Source organism: Microtetraspora malaysiensis (assembly GCF_001528665.1).
GTDB classification, from domain to species: Bacteria; Actinomycetota; Actinomycetes; order Streptosporangiales; family Streptosporangiaceae; genus Microtetraspora_A; species Microtetraspora_A malaysiensis.
The window spans coordinates 110,974-130,884 of the sequence record NZ_BBYJ01000048.1; the positions used below are offsets into that span (position 1 = coordinate 110,974).

22 protein-coding genes are annotated in these 19,911 nt (G+C 70.6%); 17 read left to right on the forward strand and 5 right to left on the reverse strand.

Features of this window, described 5'->3' with window-relative positions:
- Positions 1–99 precede the first annotated feature (99 nt).
- The 6 genes from AWQ71_RS39220 to AWQ71_RS39245 all read left to right on the forward strand — a co-directional run bounded on the left by AWQ71_RS39220 (position 100) and on the right by AWQ71_RS39245 (position 3,487).
- Positions 100–426 (forward strand): PadR family transcriptional regulator, encoded by a 327-nt coding sequence (locus AWQ71_RS39220; protein WP_067144171.1) that lies wholly within the window; start codon positions 100–102, stop codon positions 424–426.
- Complete coding sequence (locus AWQ71_RS39225; RefSeq protein ID WP_067144173.1) at positions 423–779, forward strand: DUF1048 domain-containing protein; 357 nt, start codon at positions 423–425, stop codon at positions 777–779. Before AWQ71_RS39220 ends, AWQ71_RS39225 begins: the two co-directional genes overlap by 4 nt.
- A 1-nt stretch (position 780) precedes the next feature.
- Positions 781–1,107: a DUF1048 domain-containing protein gene (locus AWQ71_RS39230; RefSeq protein ID WP_067144176.1), complete on the forward strand. Its 327-nt coding sequence runs from the start codon at positions 781–783 to the stop codon at positions 1,105–1,107.
- A gap of 587 nt (positions 1,108–1,694) precedes the next feature.
- Positions 1,695–1,886, forward strand: a complete 192-nt coding sequence (locus AWQ71_RS39235) for a DUF1048 domain-containing protein (RefSeq protein ID WP_245658971.1) — start codon at positions 1,695–1,697, stop codon at positions 1,884–1,886.
- Between the two features lie 50 nt (positions 1,887–1,936).
- The gene (locus AWQ71_RS39240) at positions 1,937–2,716 is read left to right on the forward strand and encodes an ABC transporter ATP-binding protein (protein WP_281196543.1); all 780 of its coding nucleotides are present in this window, start codon (positions 1,937–1,939) and stop codon (positions 2,714–2,716) included.
- A gap of 9 nt (positions 2,717–2,725) precedes the next feature.
- Entirely contained in the window at positions 2,726–3,487 is a 762-nt protein-coding gene (locus tag AWQ71_RS39245) for an ABC transporter permease (RefSeq protein WP_067144180.1), read from the forward strand.
- Positions 3,488–3,558: 71 nt separating this feature from the next.
- On the opposite strand, the gene AWQ71_RS39250 is transcribed toward AWQ71_RS39245, so the two are convergent.
- Positions 3,559–3,939 (reverse strand): VOC family protein, encoded by a 381-nt coding sequence (locus tag AWQ71_RS39250; RefSeq protein WP_067144182.1) that lies wholly within the window; start codon positions 3,937–3,939, stop codon positions 3,559–3,561.
- Between the two features lie 187 nt (positions 3,940–4,126).
- The gene (gene lpdA / locus AWQ71_RS39255) at positions 4,127–5,527 is read right to left on the reverse strand and encodes a dihydrolipoyl dehydrogenase (protein WP_067144184.1); all 1,401 of its coding nucleotides are present in this window, start codon (positions 5,525–5,527) and stop codon (positions 4,127–4,129) included.
- Between the two features lie 145 nt (positions 5,528–5,672).
- Here lpdA and AWQ71_RS39260 point away from each other — a divergent pair, with 145 nt between their 5' ends.
- Entirely contained in the window at positions 5,673–6,497 is an 825-nt protein-coding gene (locus AWQ71_RS39260) for a class I SAM-dependent methyltransferase (RefSeq protein ID WP_067144186.1), read from the forward strand.
- A 13-nt stretch (positions 6,498–6,510) separates the two neighbouring features.
- On the opposite strand, the gene AWQ71_RS39265 is transcribed toward AWQ71_RS39260, so the two are convergent.
- Positions 6,511–7,329 (reverse strand): phosphotransferase, encoded by an 819-nt coding sequence (locus tag AWQ71_RS39265; protein ID WP_067144188.1) that lies wholly within the window; start codon positions 7,327–7,329, stop codon positions 6,511–6,513.
- Between the two features lie 132 nt (positions 7,330–7,461).
- Positions 7,462–8,580 (reverse strand): NAD(P)-binding domain-containing protein, encoded by a 1,119-nt coding sequence (locus AWQ71_RS39270; protein ID WP_067144190.1) that lies wholly within the window; start codon positions 8,578–8,580, stop codon positions 7,462–7,464.
- 180 nt (positions 8,581–8,760) lie between these two features.
- On the opposite strand from AWQ71_RS39270, the gene AWQ71_RS39275 reads away from it, so the two are divergent.
- From AWQ71_RS39275 to cydB, 10 genes are all read left to right on the forward strand, one after another.
- On the forward strand, positions 8,761–9,519 hold the full coding sequence (locus AWQ71_RS39275; RefSeq protein ID WP_067144193.1) for an MgtC/SapB family protein: 759 nt from the start codon (positions 8,761–8,763) through the stop codon (positions 9,517–9,519).
- A 187-nt stretch (positions 9,520–9,706) separates the two neighbouring features.
- Positions 9,707–10,288 (forward strand): RNA polymerase sigma factor, encoded by a 582-nt coding sequence (locus AWQ71_RS39280; RefSeq protein WP_245658982.1) that lies wholly within the window; start codon positions 9,707–9,709, stop codon positions 10,286–10,288.
- Between the two features lie 2 nt (positions 10,289–10,290).
- The gene (locus AWQ71_RS39285) at positions 10,291–11,370 is read left to right on the forward strand and encodes an LCP family protein (RefSeq protein WP_067144197.1); all 1,080 of its coding nucleotides are present in this window, start codon (positions 10,291–10,293) and stop codon (positions 11,368–11,370) included.
- Positions 11,371–11,523: 153 nt separating this feature from the next.
- Positions 11,524–13,083, forward strand: a complete 1,560-nt coding sequence (locus tag AWQ71_RS39290) for an ABC transporter substrate-binding protein (RefSeq protein WP_067144199.1) — start codon at positions 11,524–11,526, stop codon at positions 13,081–13,083.
- Positions 13,065–14,063 (forward strand): ABC transporter permease, encoded by a 999-nt coding sequence (locus AWQ71_RS39295; RefSeq protein ID WP_245658984.1) that lies wholly within the window; start codon positions 13,065–13,067, stop codon positions 14,061–14,063. Before AWQ71_RS39290 ends, AWQ71_RS39295 begins: the two co-directional genes overlap by 19 nt.
- The gene (locus AWQ71_RS39300) at positions 14,063–14,959 is read left to right on the forward strand and encodes an ABC transporter permease (protein ID WP_084259814.1); all 897 of its coding nucleotides are present in this window, start codon (positions 14,063–14,065) and stop codon (positions 14,957–14,959) included. Before AWQ71_RS39295 ends, AWQ71_RS39300 begins: the two co-directional genes overlap by 1 nt.
- On the forward strand, positions 14,956–16,077 hold the full coding sequence (locus AWQ71_RS39305; RefSeq protein ID WP_084259816.1) for an ABC transporter ATP-binding protein: 1,122 nt from the start codon (positions 14,956–14,958) through the stop codon (positions 16,075–16,077). The genes AWQ71_RS39300 and AWQ71_RS39305 overlap by 4 nt, the downstream gene beginning before the upstream one ends.
- The gene (locus tag AWQ71_RS39310; protein WP_067144201.1) at positions 16,064–16,762 is read left to right on the forward strand and encodes an ABC transporter ATP-binding protein; all 699 of its coding nucleotides are present in this window, start codon (positions 16,064–16,066) and stop codon (positions 16,760–16,762) included. The genes AWQ71_RS39305 and AWQ71_RS39310 overlap by 14 nt, the downstream gene beginning before the upstream one ends.
- 84 nt (positions 16,763–16,846) lie before the next feature.
- Entirely contained in the window at positions 16,847–18,238 is a 1,392-nt protein-coding gene (locus tag AWQ71_RS39315; RefSeq protein WP_067144203.1) for a cytochrome ubiquinol oxidase subunit I, read from the forward strand.
- A gap of 10 nt (positions 18,239–18,248) precedes the next feature.
- Positions 18,249–19,244 (forward strand): cytochrome d ubiquinol oxidase subunit II, encoded by a 996-nt coding sequence (gene cydB / locus AWQ71_RS39320; protein WP_067144205.1) that lies wholly within the window; start codon positions 18,249–18,251, stop codon positions 19,242–19,244.
- A 109-nt stretch (positions 19,245–19,353) separates the two neighbouring features.
- Here cydB and AWQ71_RS39325 read toward each other — a convergent pair whose 3' ends face one another.
- Complete coding sequence (locus AWQ71_RS39325) at positions 19,354–19,836, reverse strand: inorganic diphosphatase (RefSeq protein WP_084259818.1); 483 nt, start codon at positions 19,834–19,836, stop codon at positions 19,354–19,356.
- Between the last annotated feature and the right edge of the window lie 75 nt (positions 19,837–19,911).

Here is a 19,911-nt window from a genome sequence, read left to right on the forward strand (position 1 = left end):
ATCTGTGCTCGCCGCTCGCTTGGCACCGTTCACTACTCGGTGGTACCGTGTAGTAGTATTCGGTAGTACAAGGTACCAAGAGATCGAAGAGGACCCACGATGGACGACCTGACGGAGATGCTGAAGGGCACGCTTGAGGGCTGCGTGCTTGAAATCATCGGCAGCGAGGAGACCTACGGGTACGCCATCACGCGCCGGCTGAACGAACTCGGCTTCGCCGACGTCGTCGAGGGGACGGTTTACACCATCCTGCTGCGGCTGGAGAAGAACGGGCTCGTCCAGGCGACGAAACGACCGTCCGGACAGGGCCCGCCGCGCAAGTTCTATGCGCTCAACGACGCGGGGCGCGAAGAACTCGCGACGTTCTGGGCGAAATGGGAATACATCAAATCACGGATCGACAAGCTCAAGGAGGGCGGGAGATGAACTTCTGGGAGACCATGACAGGCAGCGATATCAACAGGGAATGGAAGGCGTTCGAAGTCCGGGCCGAGGCATTGCCGGCCGACTACCGGGCGGCGTGGGAAGAGATCAAGGGCCATCTTTTTCTCTACTCGGACTTCACAGGTCGAAACCTGATGCCGATTCTCGACGGTGCTCTGGGGCTGCTCGAAGAGACAGCGGCCGATGGGCGGAGCATTCACGAGGTGCTGGGTGACGACATCAAGGGCTTCTGCGCGGCGCTGGCCGGCGGAGAAGGAGCTCGGAACTTTCGCGACCGGTGGCGCGAGCAGTTGAACAGAAACGTCGCAAGGAAACTGGGCCGGCTAGGAGGCTGACATGGGCATCCACGACATCATCGAGGGCAAGAAGCAGTGGCGGGCGCACATGGCGCGGGTCAAGGCGCTCCCGCCGGACTATCAGATCGTCTACAAGGAGATTCAGAGGTACTTCTTCAAGATTGGACCCGTCGACTTGCATGACGGGCCCCTGCTCTCAGGGATCATCGATTTCTTCGAGGAGGGCGTCGCGGCCGACAAGGGAGTCCTGGAACTCATCGGCACCGACGTCGCCGCCTTCTGCGACGACCTGGTCAAGGACTCGCGCACCTACGCGGACATCCATCAGGAATCCATCAGCGGAAAACCCGGCACGGCCGAGAAGTAGCACCCGTCGACCCGGCCTTATATCTCTTGATCAGCGCCGGCGCCCGCATCATCGGCGCATGCACGGTGTTGGTCGACCCGAACTCCAAATCAAGCCCGTGCGGTAGTGGTTGGTGCAGGAGGCCTTGAACACGCGCTGCCTGTGCCGCCGGTATGAAGATCCCTTGGCCTGTACTCGTGCAGCAGCGTCACCAGAGCCTCGTAGCCGCCGGGCACCGCAGGATAGATGACATCCTCGACCGCGGGGGGAACCCTCGCTGAACAACCCCGCTTGAGGTCGACGGGCTGAGCAGGTCGTAGGAACGCCGGCCGGCACCCCAACATCGCGAGGCGAAGACCTCGGCGCTGTCCGAACTCATCGACGAACACTGTCGCTACTCACCTACGTAATCAGCCGAGCGAGCGAGCCGAAGCGGCGCTACCAGTAGCCCTGGAGACACTCACCGCGCCGATTGAGGACAGCGGCGCCATCGGCCATGCAAGGCGCGCACGCAGCGGCTTCCCGCCACCTCTCGCACAGCGATCAATGCGCTGCGGCGGTACCCGCAATCCCCCAGGCCGCCGGACTAGGCGGACAGCCTGCCGGCGATGCCGGAAGATCTCGCCGACCTGGTCGAGCAGAGCGCGGTGGACGGAACTCCCAGCCGCGAAGTCGCCGGGCAGGACTGGGTGGAGTTCGCCGCGGCATTCCTGGCGAACCATCCGCCGGGTCAGTGGATCGGCCGCGAGCGAGAACGGCTGACCAACACCATCGATCGCGCCACGGGCGACAAGCCGTGACCGAACAGAGAACGGATATCTGAATGACAGCCAATAAGGTCCGAGGGCCTGTGATCCACGTGCAGGGTCTGGAGAAGTCGTACAAGGAGCTGCGGGTACTGCGCGGCGTGGACTTCACCGTGGCGGGGGGCAGCATCTTCGCCCTGCTCGGCTCCAACGGGGCAGGCAAGACCACGGTCGTGAAAATCCTGTCCACGCTGCTCAAGGCCGACGCGGGCACGGCCGGTGTCAACGGCTTCGACGTCGCCACGCGACCGGCGGACGTGCGGGAGTCCATCAGCCTCACGGGACAGTTCGCCGCCGTCGACGAGATCCTCAGCGGGCGGGAGAACCTGGTGCTGGTGGCCCGGTTACGGCACCTCAAGGATCCGGGCAAGATCGCCGATGACCTGCTGAAGCGCTTTTCGCTGACGGATGCGGGCGCGCGGAGGGTGTCGACGTATTCGGGTGGCATGCGCCGCCGCCTCGACATCGCGATGAGCCTCATCGGCAATCCGCCGGTCATCTTCCTCGACGAACCGACCACCGGGCTGGACCCCCAGGCGCGCATCGAGGTGTGGCAGGCCGTCAAGGAACTCGCCCACCACGGTACGACGGTGCTGCTCACGACGCAGTATCTGGACGAGGCCGAACACCTCGCCGACCGGATCGCGATCCTGCACCAGGGCCGGATCATCGTCAACGGCACCCTGGCCGAGCTCAAGCGGCTGCTCCCGCCGGCCAAGGTCGAATACGTGGAGAAGCAGCCGACTCTCGAGGACGTCTTCCTCGCGCTCGTCGGTGACAACGGCAAGAACGGCCATGACCGCAACGTCGGTACGAACGCGTAAGGAACCACGATGACCAGGCATTTCTTCGGCGACACCGCCGTCCTGCTGGGACGATCCCTGCGCCACATCGCGCGCAGCCCGGACACCATCATCACCACCGCGATCATGCCGATCGCCATGATGCTGATGTTCGTCTACGTGTTCGGCGGCGCGATCGACACAGGGTCGGAGTCGTATGTGAACTACCTGCTGCCCGGCATCCTGCTCATCACCGTTGCCTCGGGCATCGCCTACACCGCATTCCGGCTCTTCACCGACATGAAGAGCGGCATCTTCGAGCGCTTCCAGTCCATGCCGACCGCACGCTCGTCCGTGCTGTGGGCGCACGTGCTGACCTCGCTGGTCGCCAATTCGATCTCGCTCGTGGTCGTCGTGCTCGTCGCCCTGCTGATGGGCTTTCGCTCGGCGGCGGGAGTGCCAGCGTGGCTCGCGGTGGCCGGCATCTTGATCCTGTTCACCCTGGCGTTGACGTGGCTGGCCGTCATCCCCGGTCTGTCCGCGAAGTCCGTGGACGGCGCGAGCGCGTTCTCCTACCCGCTCATCTTCCTGCCGTTCCTCAGCTCGGCGTTCGTGCCCACCCACACCATGCCCGGCCCGGTGCGCGCCTTCGCCGAGCACCAGCCGGTGACCTCCATCGTCAACGCGATCCGCAACCTGTTCACCCAGCAGCCGGTCGGCACCGACATCTGGATCGCCCTCGCCTGGTGCGTCGGCATCCTCATCGTCGCGTTCGCCTTCGCCATGAACACCTACCGCCGCAGGACCGCCTAGGCAGCTATCCCCTTATCCGCTCTTCCGGGTCGCACCCGCGCCCACCGGGCCGTATCGGGGGCGCGGAGCCGTCAGAGCGGGTTGAGGCGGGCCCTGAGCAGGCAGAACTCATTGCCCTCGGGGTCGGCAAGAACGTGCCAGGGCTCCTCGCCGGTCTGGCCGATGTCGGCCGGACGCGCCCCGAGCTTCAGGAGGCGTTCGAGCTCGGCGTCCTGATCGCGGTCGGTGGCGTTGACGTCGATGTGCAGCCGGGGCTTCCCCTGCTCCGGCTCGTCCCTGCGGCTGAGGATGATCGTCGGCTGCGGGCCGCCGAACCCTTCGCGCGGCCCGATCTCGAGGGTGCCGTCCTCTTCGCGATCGAGCACGACGAAGTCCAGGACCTCGCACCAGAACCGCGCCAGCACCTCGGGGTCGCGGCAACCGAGCACGAGCTCACTGATACGACATGCCATCGACGAAACCTACTCTCAGCGTGGGAACTGCCGGGGCGGCCGCGCGCGGAACTCCTGGGCTCCCCGCAGTGGGAACACGCTCGAGACCGTACCGGGCGAGGCGAGCAGGTGCGAAGGGTTTTTGGGGCCCTCGCCCGGCCGGGTCGTCGCGACCGATCAGATCATGCGGGTCGAACGCGATCCTCTGTCACATGTTGATCATGTGACCGGCCAGGCCGTGGATCGCCTCCTTGACCGCCTCGCCCAGCGTCGGGTGCGCGTGGACGTTGCGCGCGACCTCGTTGACGGTCAGGTCCCACTGCTGGGCCAGGGTCAGCTCCGGCAGCAGCTCCGTGACGTCCGGCCCGATCAGGTGGGCGCCGAGCAGCTCACCGTACTTGGCGTCGCTGAGGATCTTGACGAAGCCGACGGTGTCGCCGAGGCCGTGCGCCTTGCCGTTCGCGCTGAAGGGGAACTTCGCCACCTTCACGTCGAAGCCCTGCTCGCGCGCCTGCGCCTCGGTCCAGCCGAAGCTCGCGATCTGCGGCTGGCAGTACGTCGCCCGCGGGATCATGACGTAGTCCAGTTCCATCGTCTCGGCGTCCGCGATCGTCTCGGCCGCGACGACCCCCATCGCCTCCGCCGCGTGCGCGAGCATGAGCTTGGCCGTGACGTCGCCGATGGCGTAGATGTGCGGCACGCTCGTCCGGCACCGCCCGTCGACCTCGATGGCGCCGCGGTCGCTCAGCCGGACCCCGGTGTTCTCCAGCCCGTATCCGGTGACGTTCGGCTGGAAGCCGATGGCCTGCAGCACCTTGTCGGTTTCCAGGACCTGCTGCTTGCCCTCGTGCGACACCGTGACTCGGACCTTCTCGCCGCTGTCGTCGATGTTCTCGACCCGGGTGGAGGTCATGACGTTGATGCCGAGCCGCCGGTAGCGCCGCGCCAGCTCGGCCGACACGTCGGCGTCCTCAAGCGGCACCATCCGGTCGAAGAACTCCACGATCGTGACGTCCACGCCGTAGCTGTTCAGCACGTAGCCGAACTCCACGCCGATCGCGCCCGCGCCGGCGATCACGATGCTGTCCGGCAGGGCGTCGGCCAGGATCTGCTCCTCGTACGTCACGACCCGCTCGCTGAGCGACGTGCCCGGCAGCAGCCGCGCGCTCGCGCCCGCCGCGATGATGCAGGAGTCGAACGTCACGGTCTCCGTGCCGCCGCCGTTCAACGTCACCTGCAGCGTGTTGGCGTCGGTGAAGTGGCCGCGCCCCTCGAACTGGGTGATCGCGTTCTTCTTCATCAGATAGTGGACGCCCTTGACCCGGCCGTCGGCGACCTTGCGGCTGCGCTCGTAGGCCACGCCGTAGTCGAAGCCGACCTGGCCGTCCACGTTGATGCCGTACGTCTTGGCCTCGTTGGCGAACAGGTGCACCAGCTCGGCGTTGCGCAGCAGCGCCTTCGACGGGATGCAGCCCACGTTGAGGCAGACGCCGCCCCAGTAGCGCTCTTCGATCACGGCCGTGCGCAGCCCGAGCTGGGCCGCGCGGATCGCGGCGACATATCCCCCGGGGCCGGCGCCCAGCACGACCACATCAAAGTGATTACTCATGCGCCAACAATAGAACGCCGCCGGACCGCGCCCTCCGGCCGCCGAGCCGTCGCCGTACCCGCGCGGAAACGGGCCCGGATACGGGCCTGAGGCGGGTCCTGAGGCGGGTCCGGCTGGACGCGCCGCCCCTGGGTAGCGGAGGTGGATGACCACCGAGAAGGTCGCCTTCACCGGCGTGCGGCAGACCCTCCTCGCCACCCTGTACGGCAGGGCGCTGGACAGCCGCGCGGACCGGCCCATGCTCGGGGACCGGATGGCCGAGGACGCCGTCCGCCGCATCGCGTTCGACTTCACGAGGTTCCGCCTGACCCCGGGCGAGGCGGCGGTCGTCGCCATGCGGGGGCGGCAGCTCGACGAGTGGACGCGCGCGTTCCTGTCCGACCATCCGGACGCCGTTGTCGCGCATCTGGGCTGCGGCCTGGACTGCCGGGTCTTCCGGGTCGCTCCCCCGGCCGGGGTCCAGTGGTTCGACGTGGACTATCCCGAGGTGGTCGAGCTGCGCCGCCGCCTCTATCCGGGACGTCAGGGGTACCGGCTGATCGGCTGCTCGGTCACCGATCCCGCGTGGCTGCCGGACATCCCCCGGGACCGCCCCGCGCTCGTGGTGGCCGAGGGGCTCACGATGTACCTGTCCGGGCCGGCCATGGAGACGCTCGTCCACCGCGTCGCCAATCACTTCGACGCGGGCGGGGAGGCGGCCTTCGACGCGGTCAGCCCGCTCGCCGTGCGGTTACAGCGGCTGAACCGCATCCTGCGGACCTCCGGCGCCACTCTCACCTGGGGGCTCGGCGATCCCCGCCGGCTGGAGGGCTGGGATCCGCGGCTCCGCCTGGTCGCCGAGGTCGCCGCCGTGGAGCTGCCCTGGATCGACCGGCTGCCGTTCCCTTACCGGGTGGCCTGCCGTGTCATGCGGCTGGTCCCTCCGCTGCGCCGCCTGGGGGTGCTGGTGCGCTACCGCTTCTCGGACTGAACCCGCCGGGGCGTCAGGCGCCCTCGACGAGGTGGCGGCGCAGCTCGTCCTCGTGGGCGTCGAGCCAGGAGCCCGCCCTGCGGATGCGCTCCCCCGCCCCCTCGGCCCATCGGCGCGCCCAGTCACCGCCGAGCGTCAGGGCACGCGTCCGGGTCGCGACGTACGAGCGGCCGAGCCGGGTCCGCGCCGTGTCGACCAGGCGTAGCCGATCCCGTACGGCGAGGCCGTACGCGTCGCAGAAGAGCCGCAGCCGGGGGCCGACGTCCAGTCCGCGTTGGCGGGGATCGCGGTCGATGGGGTCGGCGATCGGCGCCCAGTGCCGCAGCGTCGTGACCACGTCGAACAGCCGGGTCGTCGGCCGGGCCAGGTCGAAGTCGATCAGCGCGTACGGCACGGGCCGGCCGGACGGGCCGGGGCGGAAGACGACGTTCTCCGGGGTGACGTCGCAGTGGCCGACCAACTCGGGCGACTCGTCCGCCTGGGACCCCTGCTCCCAGACCGCGTCCGGCGGCGGGACGAAACTCTCGGCGGCGTCGTGGAAGCGGCGCAGCAGGCGGGCCAGCCCGGCGAGGGTCTCGTCGGACACCGCCCAGGCGGGCAGCGGCCGGGTGGCCGTCTCCCCGTCGACGAAGGTCAGGATCTCGCGGTCCTGCCCGTCGATTCCGAGCGCGCGCGGGGCGCCGTCGAATCCCACGGCCTCAAGGTGCGCGAGCAGGGCGTGTACGGACGGCGAGGCGGCCGTCATGGGGCGCCGCACGGTGGTCCCGACCCGTACGATCCTTTCCTCTTCGGTGTCGAAGGCGATCTCTACGGGGGCCGCGCTGACGAACATAGCCTTCGAGATTAGACCCATCGGTCCGCCGATGTACCGATTTTCGGCATGGTCATCCGCGCCGTCACGGCCGTACGCCCCCGGCCACCCCGTCGGGACAGGGTCCCGCGCCCGCGTGCCGACCCGCCGCTGTCACGCCGTGGGGGCGAGCGGCGCCGCGACCGCGGGCCCGCCGGAGCCACCGGACTCGCCGGAGCCGAGGAGCAGCCGGCGGACCTCACGCGCCACCTCGCGTCCCGCGCGGTTCGCGCCGACCGTGCTGGCGGACGGGCCGTACCCCACCAGGTGGAGCCGGGGCTCGGCGACCACGCGGGTGCCGTCCATCCGGATACCGCCGCCCGGCTCGCGCAGCCGCAACGGCGCGAGGTGGTCGATCGCGGAGCGGAACCCGGTGGCCCAGACGATCACGTCGGCGTCCTCCGTCCGGCCGTCGTCCCACGCCACACCGCCCGGCGTGATCCGCGCGAACATCGGCAGCCGGTTCAACGCGCCCTTGGCCAGCGCTTCGCGTACGACGGTGGTGTAGCCGAGGCCGGTCACGCTGACGACGCTCTGCGGCGGCAGCCCGGCCCGGACGCGCTCCTCCACCAGCGCGACGGCGGCCCGTCCCTCCTCGGCGTCGAAGTCGTCCGTACGGAACACCGGCGGGCGGCGGGTCACCCAGAGCGTGGCTTCGGCGACGCCCGCGATCTCGGACAGCACGTGCGCCGCCGAGTTGCCGCCGCCCACCACGACCACGCGCCGACCGGCGAACTCCTCCGGGCCCCGGTAGTCGACGTAATGGAGCTGCCGGCCCGCGAACGTGGCGGCCCCCGGAGAGAACGGCCAGTAGGGGCGGCTCCACGTCCCGGTGGCGTTCACCACCGCGCGCGCCGCCCACTCGCCGCGCGAGCTCGTGACCAGGAGCCGGTCGCCGTCGCGGCGCACGGAGCGGACCCGCACCGGCCGCAGCACCGGCAGCCGCATCTGGGTCTCGTACCGGGCGAAGTACGCGGGGACGACCCGGGCGGCCGGCAGGCCCCCGTCGTCCGGCGGGGACAACCGCGCGCCGGGCAGGTCGAAGATCCCGTGAACCTTGTCCATGGTCAGGGTGGGCGAACGATGCCGCCATGCCCCGCCCGGTCCGGCGTCCGCGTCTATGATCACGAACTCGATCCCGAACCGGCGCAGGAAGTACGCGGCGGACAGCCCCGCCTGTCCCGCGCCGATGACGACGGCGTCGACCATGGTGCTCACGCCGGTGGTCAACACGCGGAAAGCGTTGTGCCTTCCCCCGTCCGCCGGCCGGCCCCTGACGGAGTCACGGCGCCACCTCCGGAACGTCCGGGTCGCAGGCGGCGGGCGGTCGCCTTCACCGGGTCTTGACCAGGACCACGGCATCGTCCGGGCGATCCCCGGATATCCGGCGGTTTCCTGGGTAGGAGTGAGAAGATGTTTGTCCTGTCATCCGGTCAAGGCCTCCCCCAGATAGGCGAACTCGCGCTGGCCATCGTGCTGTCCGCGGCCATCGGCCTCGAACGCGAGCTGCGCTTCAAGAACGCCGGCCTGCGCACGCACGCCCTGGTCGGCCTCGGTGCCGCCCTGTTCATGCTGGTCAGCAAGTACGGCTTCTTCGACGTCCTCGGCGACAACGTCTCCCTCGACCCGTCGCGGGTCGCCGCCCAGGTCGTCACGGGCATCGGTTTCATCGGCGGCGGGCTCATCTTCGTCCGGCGCGACGCCGTACGCGGGCTCACCACCGCCGCCGTGGTCTGGGTGACGGCGGCGATCGGCATGGCGTGCGGCGCCGGCCTGCCGGTGCTCGCGGTCGCGGTCACCGCCGGGCACTTCATGGTCATCCTCGGCCTCAACCCCGTCGTGCGCCGCCTCCGCATGCACGCCGACACCATGTCCCACCTGCGCCTCGTCTACCTCGCCGGAGCCGGCACGCTGCGCGACGCGCTCGTGACGTGTACGCGGCGCGGCTTCGTGGTGACCGAGGTCGCCACGGAGCGCGTCCACGGTGAGATCCCCGACGCGGGCCGCGCGGACGGGCACGAGCGCGCCGAGCCCGGCCCGGTGGGAGGGCGCACCGTCGTGGTCACCCTCGGGCTGCTCGGCCGCGGCTCGGTCACCGATCTGACCGCGGAGCTGAGCGAGCTGCCCGCGGTGCTCGCGGTGAGCGCGGGCAACGCCCTGGACCGCGACTGACCGCGACTGCCCGAACCCCCCGCGTCGTCCCCTGCCGTCCCTGGCCGTCCCCGACCGTCCCCCGAACGAGCGATCGAGCCCCCGTCGGCGCCCGCTCCGGCGCCGCGTGAACCCGAACCCGGCCTCGTGGCGAGACAGGATGTCCCTGTCCCCCATGGAAGGCCGTCCACGTGTCATGGTGCATCCGTTGACCGCACTGCCGGCGAACCCGGTCCGCGACGCGGACCTCATCGGCGAATCCCGGACCGATCCGGAGGCGTTCGCCGTCCTTTTTGATCGCTACTCCAGGATGTTGTACAGATATGTCTCCCAGCGGCTCGGCCCGGAGGTCGCCGAGGACCTGGTCGGCGAGACGTTCCTGATCGCCTTCGCCCGGCGGGACCGCTACGACGCGGCCTATCCCGACGCGCGGCCATGGCTCTTCGGCATCGTCACCAAGCTCGTCTCGCGGCACCGCCGCACCGAGGCCGCCCGCTATCGCGCGCTGCTGCGGACCCCGGCCGACGACGTGGTCGACTCCCCCGCCGACCGGGTGGCCGCCGGGGTCACCGCCAGGTCCGCCCGCCCGGCGCTCGCCCGCGCCCTGGCCGCGCTGCCCGCGCGTGATCGAGACGTCCTGTTGCTGTTCGCCTGGGGCGACCTGTCGTACGAGGAGGTCGCGCGGGCCCTGGACATCCCGATCGGCACCGTGCGTTCCCGTCTGAACCGGGCCAGGAAGAAGGTCCGCGCCGCTCTCGGCAATACCGACCCGATGCACGAGGAGGCGTGACCATGGACGACCTGAATCTGCTCCGCGACCTCGGCCGCGAGCTGGAGCACGAGCCCCCGGCCTCGCTCGCGCACCAGCGGCGGCGCCTGCTCGACCCCTCCGCCCGGAGCCGGTCCGCGCGGGCCGGCGGATCCCGCCGTACGCGCACCTGGGCGATGGTCGCCCTGGCGGCCGGGCTCACCGCGGCCGTCGTCACCGTGCCGACCGTGCTGCTCAGTGGATCCGGGACCGGACGCCCCGCCGGCTCCCTCACCGAGGCGGGCGTGGAGGCGCCCACCGGACCGCTCAACCTGCTGTTGATCGGCTCCGACACCCGCGAGGGGGCCAACGCGAAGTACGGCCCGCGGATGGCCGACTACCCCGGGCGGAGCGACACGCTGGTCCTGGTACACCTGGCCGCCGACCGGAAGAGCGCCGAGGCGGTGAGCATCCCCAGGGACTCGATGGTCCGGATCCCCGAATGCCGGACGGGCGACGGCAAGAAGGCCCCCGCCCACGTCGGAATGATCAATTCGGCGTACGCCGATGGCGGGCTCGCCTGCGCCCGCAAGACGATGGAGACGTTGACCGGCGTCACCGTCGATTACGCGATGGCGATCGACTTCTCCGGGTTCAAGGACATGATCGACGCTCTCGGAGGCGTGGAGATCACCGTGCCGAAGGCGGTGGACGACCCCAAGGCGAAGCTGCGCATGCCCGCCGGCCGGCAGGTGCTCAACGGCGAGCAGGCCCTGGGATACGCCCGGCTCCGCTACGCGCTGGGCGACGGATCCGACCTTTCGCGGATCAAGCGCCAGCAGGTGCTGATGCGCGGCATCATCAAGAAGGCCGCGGGCCTGCCTACCGACCCGGTTCGGCTCCCGGCCTTCCTGAAGGCCGTGCAGGCCTCGGTCAAGACCGAGCCCGGGCTGAACGTGGAGGAGATGGTCGCCCTCGCCCGCGGCCTGGCGGGGATGAAGCCGAGCGACACCCGCTTCGTCACGATCCCGTGGACGCCCTACTCGGAGGACCCCAACCGCGTCTCCTGGAAGCAGCCGGAGGCGGACCAGCTGTTCAAGCGGATCGCGAGCGACAGCCGGTAACCGGGGCGCCCCGCGGGCCGGACGGCTCGCGCCACGAGGAGTTCTCCCAGGAGGAACCTCCCGGCCCGCGGGGCGTCACGCCGATTTATCGCAAATAGCTCGCAATAACGTTGAACTTGCAATTACTTGGGGCGGCGTTCTACCTTCGGCGTCATGAGAAGCGCCCTGACCCGGCTCGCCCTCGTCGCGACCGTCGGACTGTCCGCCGCCTGCTCGGCCGCCCCCGCCACGGACCGCCCCGCGAGAACGGACACATTCGTCGCCGGGCTCGGCTCGGAACCCGACTCGCTGAACCCGGTGCTGGGATACGCCGCGGACGGCGGCTCGCTCATGTTCGACGGACTGGTCAGCAGGAACGCCGACCTGAGCCTGCGCCCCGCGCTCGCCACCACCGTGCCCGAAGTCAACGGGAAGACCGTGTCGTTCACGCTGCGCTCCGGCGTGACCTTCCACGACGGCACCCCGCTGACCAGCAAGGACGTCGCCTACACCTACCGCACGGTGCTGGACGAGAAGAACGACTCCGCCATCCGCGGCGACTACGCGGCGATCGAGTCCGTCGAGGCACCCGACCCGGCGACGGTCGTCTTCCACCTGAAGTACCCGTACGCGCCGATCCTGCAGCGGTCCACGTTGGGCATCGTGCCGGACGGGAGCCTGGAACGTTCCGGCTTCGAGGCCAAGCCGGTCGGCAGCGGGCCGTACCGGTTCGTGTCCCGGACGCCGGGCGACAAGATCGTGATGGAGGCGAACCCGTCCTACTGGGACGGCGCGCCGGCGATCAAGAAGCTGGTGCTGGCGTTCTCCTCCGACGACAACGTCCGGGCCACCCGCATGGCGGCCGGGGAGTTCGACGCGGTCGAGCTGCCGCCCAAGGCCGCCGCGCGGTTCGAGAACACCGACGGTCTGACCGTCCACCGGGTGCCGAGCGCCGACTACCGGGGCGTGATGTTCCCGATGAACGAGCCGGTCACCGGCGACCTCGCCATCCGCAAGGCGGTCAACCTCGCCGTGGACCGGGCCGCCATGGTGAAGACGATCCTCGCCGGGGCCGGCCGTCCCGCGTTCGGGCCGATCCCTCCGGATACGACCTGGCACAACCCCGCCGTCGAGGGCTCCCCCGCCGCCGACCAGGCCCAGGCCGTACGGGTGCTTGAGGAGGCCGGTTGGGTCGCGGGAGCCGACGGCGTACGGGCGAAGAAGGGGACGGCCGCGCGGTTCACGCTGATGTACCCCGCCGGCGACTCGCTGCGCAAGGAGCTCGCCCTCGCGGCGGCCTCCGACGCGAAGAAGGTCGGCATCGACATCCGGCCGACCGGCCTGGACTGGGACGCCATCGAGCCGCGGATGAGCAAGGACGCCCTGATGATGGGCATGGGCACGCCGTTCGACCCCGACTACACCAACTTCGAGACGTTCCACTCCCAGTTCGCCGGCAAGGGCTTCTTCAACCCCGGCCACTACAAGTCGCCCGAGGTGGACGCGCTGCTGGAGAAGGGCCGCGAGGAGACCGACCCGGCCGCCCGCAAGGAGGCCTACGACGCCGTGCAGCGGCGCATCCGCGACGACGAGGCCTGGGCGTACCTGGTCTTCCTTGAGCACGTGTACGTCGTGCGCGGCGCGTGGACGGGCGTCGCCCCGAGCGTGGAGGCGCACGAGCACGCGGCCGGCGGCCTGTTCCGCAACCTGGCCGAGTGGAGGCCGGCCGCGTGATCCGCGCGCTCGCCCGGATGGCCGTCTGGCGGCTGGTCTTCGCCGTCCCGCTGCTGCTCGCGGTCACGATCGGCATGTTCGCGCTGGCCAAGGCGTCGCCGTTCGACCCGGTCCGGCAGTATCTCGGCGACCGCGCGCTGACGACGAGTCCCGAGGTCGCCGAGCGGATCCGGGCGAACTGGGGTCTGGACCGCCCGCTCGCCGAGCAGTACCTCACCTGGCTGGGCAACCTGGTCCGCGGCGACCTCGGCGACTCCCGGAGCCTGCACCGGCCGGTCGCCGAGGTGATCGGCGACCGGCTCGGCTGGACGCTGCTCGCGGTCGGCTGCGCCCTCGTGCTGATGCTCGCCGGAAGCCTGGTCGCGGGTGTGCTCGCGGCCTGGCGGCGCGGTTCGTGGCTGGACCGCGTCATCACCGGCACGGCGTACGCGAACGAGGCCGCGCCGGTCTTCTGGACCGGGCTGCTGGTGATTTGGATCTTCGCGGTGAAGCTGCGCTGGCTGCCCTCGGGCGGGCTCACGGACGCCGCCGCGACGACCGTGGAGCCGGGCGACGTGCTGCGGCACATGATCCTGCCGGTGGTGGTGCTGGCTTTCTCCCAGTCGTCCTGGCTGGTGCTGTTCGTGCGCGAGTCGCTGATCGGCACCCTGCGGGAGGACTTCGTCGTCGGCGCCAGGGCGCGCGGGCTGCGCGAGCGCACGGTGATCCTGCGGCACGCGCTGCGCTCGGCGCTGCTGCCGTTCATCACGCTGCTCGGCGCGCGGGTGCCCGAGCTGGTGACCGGGGCGATCCTCGTCGAGTCCGTCTTCTCCTGGCCGGGGGTCGCCTCCGCGTCCGTGCAGGCGGCGCTGTCGGCGGACTTCCCGCTGCTCGCGGCGCTCACGCTGCTCGCCACCCTCGCGGTGCTGGTGGGCAGCCTGTTCGCCGACACCGCGTACGTCGTCGCCGACCCGCGCGTGCGGGTTCTGGGGGTGAGCTGATGACGACCGGCACCCGGACGCGTCCCGCGACGCGCGCGCGTGACCGGCGGCGTGACCGGCGGCGTGACCGGCGGCGCCGCGACCGCTCGCGCCGCCTGGCGGCCGTGACCCTGGCCGTGCTCGGGCTGGCCGTGCTGCTGGTCCCGCTGGTCGCCCGCCTCGACCAGAGCCAGGTGGATCTGGCGTCGGCCTCGCTCCCGCCGGGGCTCGCGCATCCGTTCGGCACCGACGATCTGGGCCGCGACGTGCTGCTCCGCGTCGTGTACGGCCTGCGCGTGTCGCTGCTGGTCGGACTGGTCGCGGCGGCGGTGTCCGCGACGGTCGGCACGCTGGTGGGGCTCGCCGCCGGCACACTCGGCGGGGCCGCCGACCGGATCCTGATGCGGGTCGTGGACGGCTTCAACTCGGTGCCGCACCTGCTGTTCGGCATCTTCATCGTCGCGCTGTTCTCGCCCGGCGCGACCGCGGTCGTCGTCTCCGTGGGGCTGACCCACTGGATGACCGCGGCGCGGATCGTCCGCTCGGAGGTGCTCACGCTGCGCTCCCGTCCGTTCGTGGACGCCGCGATCTCCGGGGGCTCCGGGCGGGCCAGGATCGTGCTGCGGCACTTCCTGCCCCACCTCGCGCCGCACGTCGCGCTGGCCGCGGTGCTCATGGTCCCGCACGCCGTCTGGCACGAGACCGCACTGAGCTTCCTCGGGCTGGGGCTGCCGCCCCACCTCGCCTCGCTCGGCAACATGATCAACGACGGGGCGCGGTCGCTGCTCGCGGGCGACTGGTGGCCCTCGCTCTTCCCCGGCCTGTTCATCCTCCTGCCGACGCTGGCGATCTCCACCCTCGCCCAGGGGTGGCGGGACCGGACCGACCCCCGGCGACGATCGGAGCTCCAGCTATGACCGCCCCTTCCCGCCTGCGGGTGGACGGCCTCACGGTCCGCTTCCACCTTTCCGGCGCGACCGTCCAGGCCGTCACCGACGCCCGGTTCGAGGTACGGCAGGGCGAGTGCCTGGCCCTGGTCGGCGAGTCCGGCTGCGGCAAGTCGGTGATGGCGCACGCCCTGCTCGGCCTGCTGCCGGGCAACGCCGAGGTCACCGGTTCCGCGTGGCTGGAGTCCGGGGACGGCGCGCCGATCGGTCGTTCACCGCTCCTCGCTCGCTCCGCGGACAACCTCGTCCCCCGGTCCCCCACTGCGCTCGCCGCGTCGGGTTCTCTCCCACCCGTGGACCTGGTCGCCGCCCCGGAGGAGGTCCTCGCCCGGTCCGTACGCGGACGCCGGATCGGGCTGGTCCCGCAGAGCCCCGCCACGCACCTCACCCCGGTCCGCACCGCCCGGTCGCAGCTGGAGGAGGCGCTGCGGGAGCTCGGCAATCCGGCGAGCGCCGACGACCTGGCCGCGCGGGCCGGGCTGCGCCCGGCCGACCTGGACCGCTACCCGCACGAGCTGTCCGGCGGCATGGCCCAGCGGGTGGCCAACGCGCTCGCGCTGGCCGGCGACCCGTGGCTGATCCTCGCGGACGAGCCCACCAGCGGCCTCGACCGGCCGCTCGTGGACGCCACCATGGCCGAGCTGCGCCGCCTGGCCGACGACGGGCGGGCCGTGCTGCTCATCACGCACGACCTGCGCGCCGCCGAGCAGGTCGCCGACCGCGTCGCCGTCATGTACGCGAGCCGCGTCGTGTCGGTCACCCCGGCCGCGGCCTTCTTCGCCGGACCCCGTCATCCGTACGCGGCGGGGCTGCTGGACGCGCTGCCGTCCCGCCGCTTCGCGCCCATCCCGGGGCGGCCGCCGGAGCTGACCCGGCTGCCTGACGGCTGCGCCTTCCTGCCGCGCTGCGACCGGGCGTCCGCCGCCTGCGAGCGGGTTCCGGAGCTCGCCGAGCTGCCGGAACCCCCGGCTCCGCAGGGGTCCGGAGGCCGCGTCGCCCCCGTCCCAGACCGGCAGGAGGTGGCCTGCCACCATCCCCTGGAGCCCCTGGAGCACCCCTTGGAGCTGGACCGCAATGCTGCGCGCTGACGGCGTGACCGTCGCCTACGACCGCCACCGGGTGCTGGACCGGGTGACGATCTCCGTGCCTCCCGGGGAGGTGACGGGGCTGGCCGGGCCGAGCGGATGCGGAAAGTCCAGCCTGGCGCGGGTCCTCGCCCTGCTGCTGCGGCCCGCCGCCGGGACGGTCAGCGTGGACGGTGAGGAGGTCCGCCGCTGGCGGCACCGGGCCGCGCCCGCCCTGCGCACGACGATCGCCCTGATCTTCCAGCAGCCGCGGCTCGCCGTCGATCCCCGCTTCACCCTGCTCGACGTCGTCGCCGAGCCGCTCCGTGTGGCGCGGCGGCCCCTCGACCGCGCGGAGCGGCTCGCCGAGGAGATGGGTCTCACCCCGGACCTGCTGACGCGGCGTCCGCACGAGGTGTCCGACGGGCAGCTCCAGCGCGCCTGCGTCGCCCGCGCGCTCACCCTCCGGCCGCGCTATGTGATCTGCGACGAGATGACCACCATGCTCGACGCCTCCACGCAGGCCCTTCTCGTCGCGCGGCTGGAGGAGTACCGCCGGGAGTCGGGCGCGGGCGTGCTCGCGATCAGCCACGACACCGAGCTGCTCGACCGGTGGTGCGGGCCGGGGTCCACCGTCCACCGATTCGGCCCCGCGGAGCCCGGCCCGGGTCAAGCGGACGCCACGGGCGGCACTTGGACCCGTACGTAGGACCTTCGGATGGATGACGAAGGTCCCTGCCCGGCAAAGGCCTCGGTACGGGAGCGTTTAGGGGGAAATTAGGAGGAAGCCCCCATGGACGTGCTGGATCTGTCGCGATGGCAGTTCGGGATCACCACCGTCTACCATTTCATCTTCGTTCCGCTGACGATCGGCATGGCCCTACTGGTCGCGTCCATGCAGACCGCCTGGCACATCAGCGGCAACGAGACCTATCTGCGGATGACCAAGTTCTTCGGGAAGCTCTTCCTGATCAACTTCGCGATGGGGGTGGTCACCGGAATCGTGCAGGAGTTCCAGTTCGGGATGAACTGGAGTGACTACTCCCGCTTCGTGGGTGACATCTTCGGGGCGCCGCTGGCCATGGAGGGCCTGCTGGCGTTCTTCCTCGAATCGACCTTCCTCGGCTTGTGGATCTTCGGCTGGAACCGCCTGCCGCCCCGGTTGCACCTCGCCACGATCTGGCTGGCGGCCGTCGGAACGACACTCTCGGCGTACTTCATCCTGGCCGCCAACTCGTGGATGCAGCACCCCGTCGGCTACCGCATCAACCCGGAGACCAACCGGGCCGAGCTGACCGACATCTGGGCCGTGCTCACCAACTCGACCACGCTGGTGACCTTCCCGCACGTCCTCTTCGGCGCGTTCATCACCGCCGCCGGGTTCCTGATCGGGGTCAGCGCCTGGCATCTCGCCCGCGGCCGTGAGGTTCCGCTGTTCCGCAAGGCGATGCGGATCGGGCTCGCCGTCTCACTGGCGTCCGGGATCGCCGTGGCGGCGACCGGCGACCTCCAGGCCCGCCTGATGACCGAGCAGCAGCCGATGAAGATGGCCGCCGCCGAGGCCCTGTACGAGACGTCCGCGCCCGCGTCGTTCTCCCTGTTCACCCTCGGAACCCCGGACGGCAGCGAGGAGCTGTGGAGCCTGCGGGTGCCGAACGTGCTGTCCTTCATGGCCACCGGCGACCTCAACGGCTCGGTCGAGGGCATCAACGACCTGCAGAAGGAGTACGTCGCCAAGTACGGTCCGGGCGACTACCGGCCGTCCATCCCCGTGACGTACTGGACCTTCCGGTTGATGATCGGGTTCGGCGCGCTGGCGAGCCTGCTCGCCCTGGTCGGCCTCTGGCTGACCAGGAAGGGACGCACCCCGGGCAGCCGGTGGTTCTACCGCGCCGCGCTCGCCGCGATGGCGCTGCCGTTCCTCGCGAACGCCGCCGGATGGATCTTCACCGAGATGGGCCGCCAGCCGTGGTCGGTGTACGGGGTGCTGCGGACCGCGGCGAGCGTCTCCCCCGGCGTGAACGTGCCCACCGTGGCGATCTCCCTGGCCGCCTTCACCATCGTCTACGCCGTACTGGCCGTGATCACCGCGATCATCATGGCCCGGCACGTCAAGGCGGGACCGCCCGACCTGACGGCGCAGAAGGAAGCCGCCGACCCCACCATCCCCGCCCTGACCTACTGAGGAACACGTCATGGAACTCACCACCGTCTGGTTCGTCCTCATCGGGGTGCTGTGGATCGGCTACTTCGTGCTGGAGGGCTTCGACTTCGGCGTGGGCGTCCTGCTGCCGATCCTCGGCCGGGACAACGTCGACCGCCGCATCATGATCAACGCGATCGGCCCGGTGTGGGACGGCAACGAGGTCTGGCTGCTGGTGGCGGGCGGCGCCACCTTCGCCGCCTTCCCTGAGTGGTACGCCACCCTGTTCAGCGGGTTCTACCTGCCGCTGCTGCTCATCCTGCTGGCGCTCATCATCCGCGGCGTCGCGTTCGAGTTCCGCGGCAAGCACGACTCCGACCGGTGGCGGCGCGGCTGGGACCGGGCCATCTTCTGGGGCTCCCTCCTCCCCGCCTTCCTGTGGGGCGTCGCCTTCGCCAACATCGTCGCCGGGGTGCCGATCAACGCCCAGCACATCTACACCGGGAACCTGTTCACCCTGCTCAACCCGTACGCGCTGCTCGGCGGGCTGGTCACCCTCGGCCTGTTCCTGCTGCACGGGGCGGTCTTCCTGTCGCTGAAGACCGGCGGTGACCTGCGGGCCCGCGCCCGCGCCCTGGCCCTGCGGACCTCCCCCGCCGTCGTCGCGGTCGCCGCGGCGTTCCTGGTGATCACCCAGATCATGCACGGCAAGCCGCTCACCTGGGCCACCACCGCGCTGGCCGCCGGAGCGCTGATCGGCGGGGTCGTCGCCGCGGTCCGCGGCAGGGAGGGGTGGGCGTTCACCGGCACGGCGGTCACGATCGTGCTCGCCACGGCCACGCTCTTCCTCGACCTGTGGCCGAACGTCATGCCATCCAGCACCTCACCGCTGTACAGCCTCACCGTGACGAACGCCGCCTCCTCGCCGTACACGCTGACGGTGATGACGTGGGTGGCGGCGATCTTCACCCCGGTGGTGCTGGGCTACCAGGCATGGACGTACTGGGTCTTCCGCAAGCGTCTGACCCGTACTCCTATCGCCCAGTGACCGGGGACGGCCTGCGGAAGCAAGGGCCGGGAGACTGCCTTCACGTGCCGTCTCCCGGCCTTTTCCCGCTCAGGCGCTGAGGGGCCGCCATCTACATCGGCTCAGATCGTCAGGCGTCGACGCCCCGGGCCTGGGCGTCGACGACCACGGCCTCGGCCCGCTCGCGGCCCTCCCAGCCCCAGGTGTCCACGCTTTTGCCCGGCTCCAGATCCTTGTAGACGTCGAAGAAGTGGGCGATCTCGTTCAGCACGTGCTCGGGGACGTCCTCCCGGTTCTGCAGGCGCTGGTAGCGGCTGTCGTCGGCGGGCACGCACAGCACTTTCGCGTCCGGCCCCATCTCGTCGTGCATCCAGAAGACGGCGACCGGGCGGGCCCGGATCACGCAGCCGGGAAAGGTCGGCATGTCGCCGAGAACCAGCGCGTCCAGCGGCTCGCCGTCCTCCGCCACGGTGCCGGGCAGGAAGCCGTAGTCGTACGGATAGGACGTCGCGGTGAACAGCATCCGGTCCAGGCGGATCCGCTGCCGGGTGGCGTCCATCTCGTACTTGTTGCGTGAGCCGCGCGGCGTCTCCACCATCACATCGAAACGCACCTCATGCCCCCTTCCCGGGGACGGCCGCTCTCCCAATCGTACGGCTGAGCAGCGCGGACGCTCCGTGACGGCCGA

Excerpts from the sequence above, each read along its gene's own strand:
- AWQ71_RS39220 (WP_067144171.1), top strand. The coding sequence starts at position 100 with ATGGACGACCTGACGGAGATGCTGAAGGGCACGCTTGAGGGCTGCGTG.
- AWQ71_RS39225 (WP_067144173.1), top strand. The coding sequence starts at position 423 with ATGAACTTCTGGGAGACCATGACAGGCAGCGATATCAACAGGGAATGG.
- AWQ71_RS39230 (WP_067144176.1), top strand. The coding sequence starts at position 781 with ATGGGCATCCACGACATCATCGAGGGCAAGAAGCAGTGGCGGGCGCAC.
- AWQ71_RS39235 (WP_245658971.1), top strand. The coding sequence starts at position 1,695 with ATGCCGGAAGATCTCGCCGACCTGGTCGAGCAGAGCGCGGTGGACGGA.
- AWQ71_RS39245 (WP_067144180.1), top strand. The coding sequence starts at position 2,726 with ATGACCAGGCATTTCTTCGGCGACACCGCCGTCCTGCTGGGACGATCC.
- AWQ71_RS39250 (WP_067144182.1), bottom strand. The coding sequence starts at position 3,939 with ATGGCATGTCGTATCAGTGAGCTCGTGCTCGGTTGCCGCGACCCCGAG.
- lpdA (WP_067144184.1), bottom strand. The coding sequence starts at position 5,527 with ATGAGTAATCACTTTGATGTGGTCGTGCTGGGCGCCGGCCCCGGGGGA.
- AWQ71_RS39260 (WP_067144186.1), top strand. The coding sequence starts at position 5,673 with ATGACCACCGAGAAGGTCGCCTTCACCGGCGTGCGGCAGACCCTCCTC.
- AWQ71_RS39265 (WP_067144188.1), bottom strand. The coding sequence starts at position 7,329 with ATGTTCGTCAGCGCGGCCCCCGTAGAGATCGCCTTCGACACCGAAGAG.
- AWQ71_RS39275 (WP_067144193.1), top strand. The coding sequence starts at position 8,761 with ATGTTTGTCCTGTCATCCGGTCAAGGCCTCCCCCAGATAGGCGAACTC.
- AWQ71_RS39285 (WP_067144197.1), top strand. The coding sequence starts at position 10,291 with ATGGACGACCTGAATCTGCTCCGCGACCTCGGCCGCGAGCTGGAGCAC.
- AWQ71_RS39290 (WP_067144199.1), top strand. The coding sequence starts at position 11,524 with ATGAGAAGCGCCCTGACCCGGCTCGCCCTCGTCGCGACCGTCGGACTG.
- AWQ71_RS39300 (WP_084259814.1), top strand. The coding sequence starts at position 14,063 with ATGACGACCGGCACCCGGACGCGTCCCGCGACGCGCGCGCGTGACCGG.
- AWQ71_RS39305 (WP_084259816.1), top strand. The coding sequence starts at position 14,956 with ATGACCGCCCCTTCCCGCCTGCGGGTGGACGGCCTCACGGTCCGCTTC.
- AWQ71_RS39310 (WP_067144201.1), top strand. The coding sequence starts at position 16,064 with ATGCTGCGCGCTGACGGCGTGACCGTCGCCTACGACCGCCACCGGGTG.
- AWQ71_RS39315 (WP_067144203.1), top strand. The coding sequence starts at position 16,847 with ATGGACGTGCTGGATCTGTCGCGATGGCAGTTCGGGATCACCACCGTC.
- cydB (WP_067144205.1), top strand. The coding sequence starts at position 18,249 with ATGGAACTCACCACCGTCTGGTTCGTCCTCATCGGGGTGCTGTGGATC.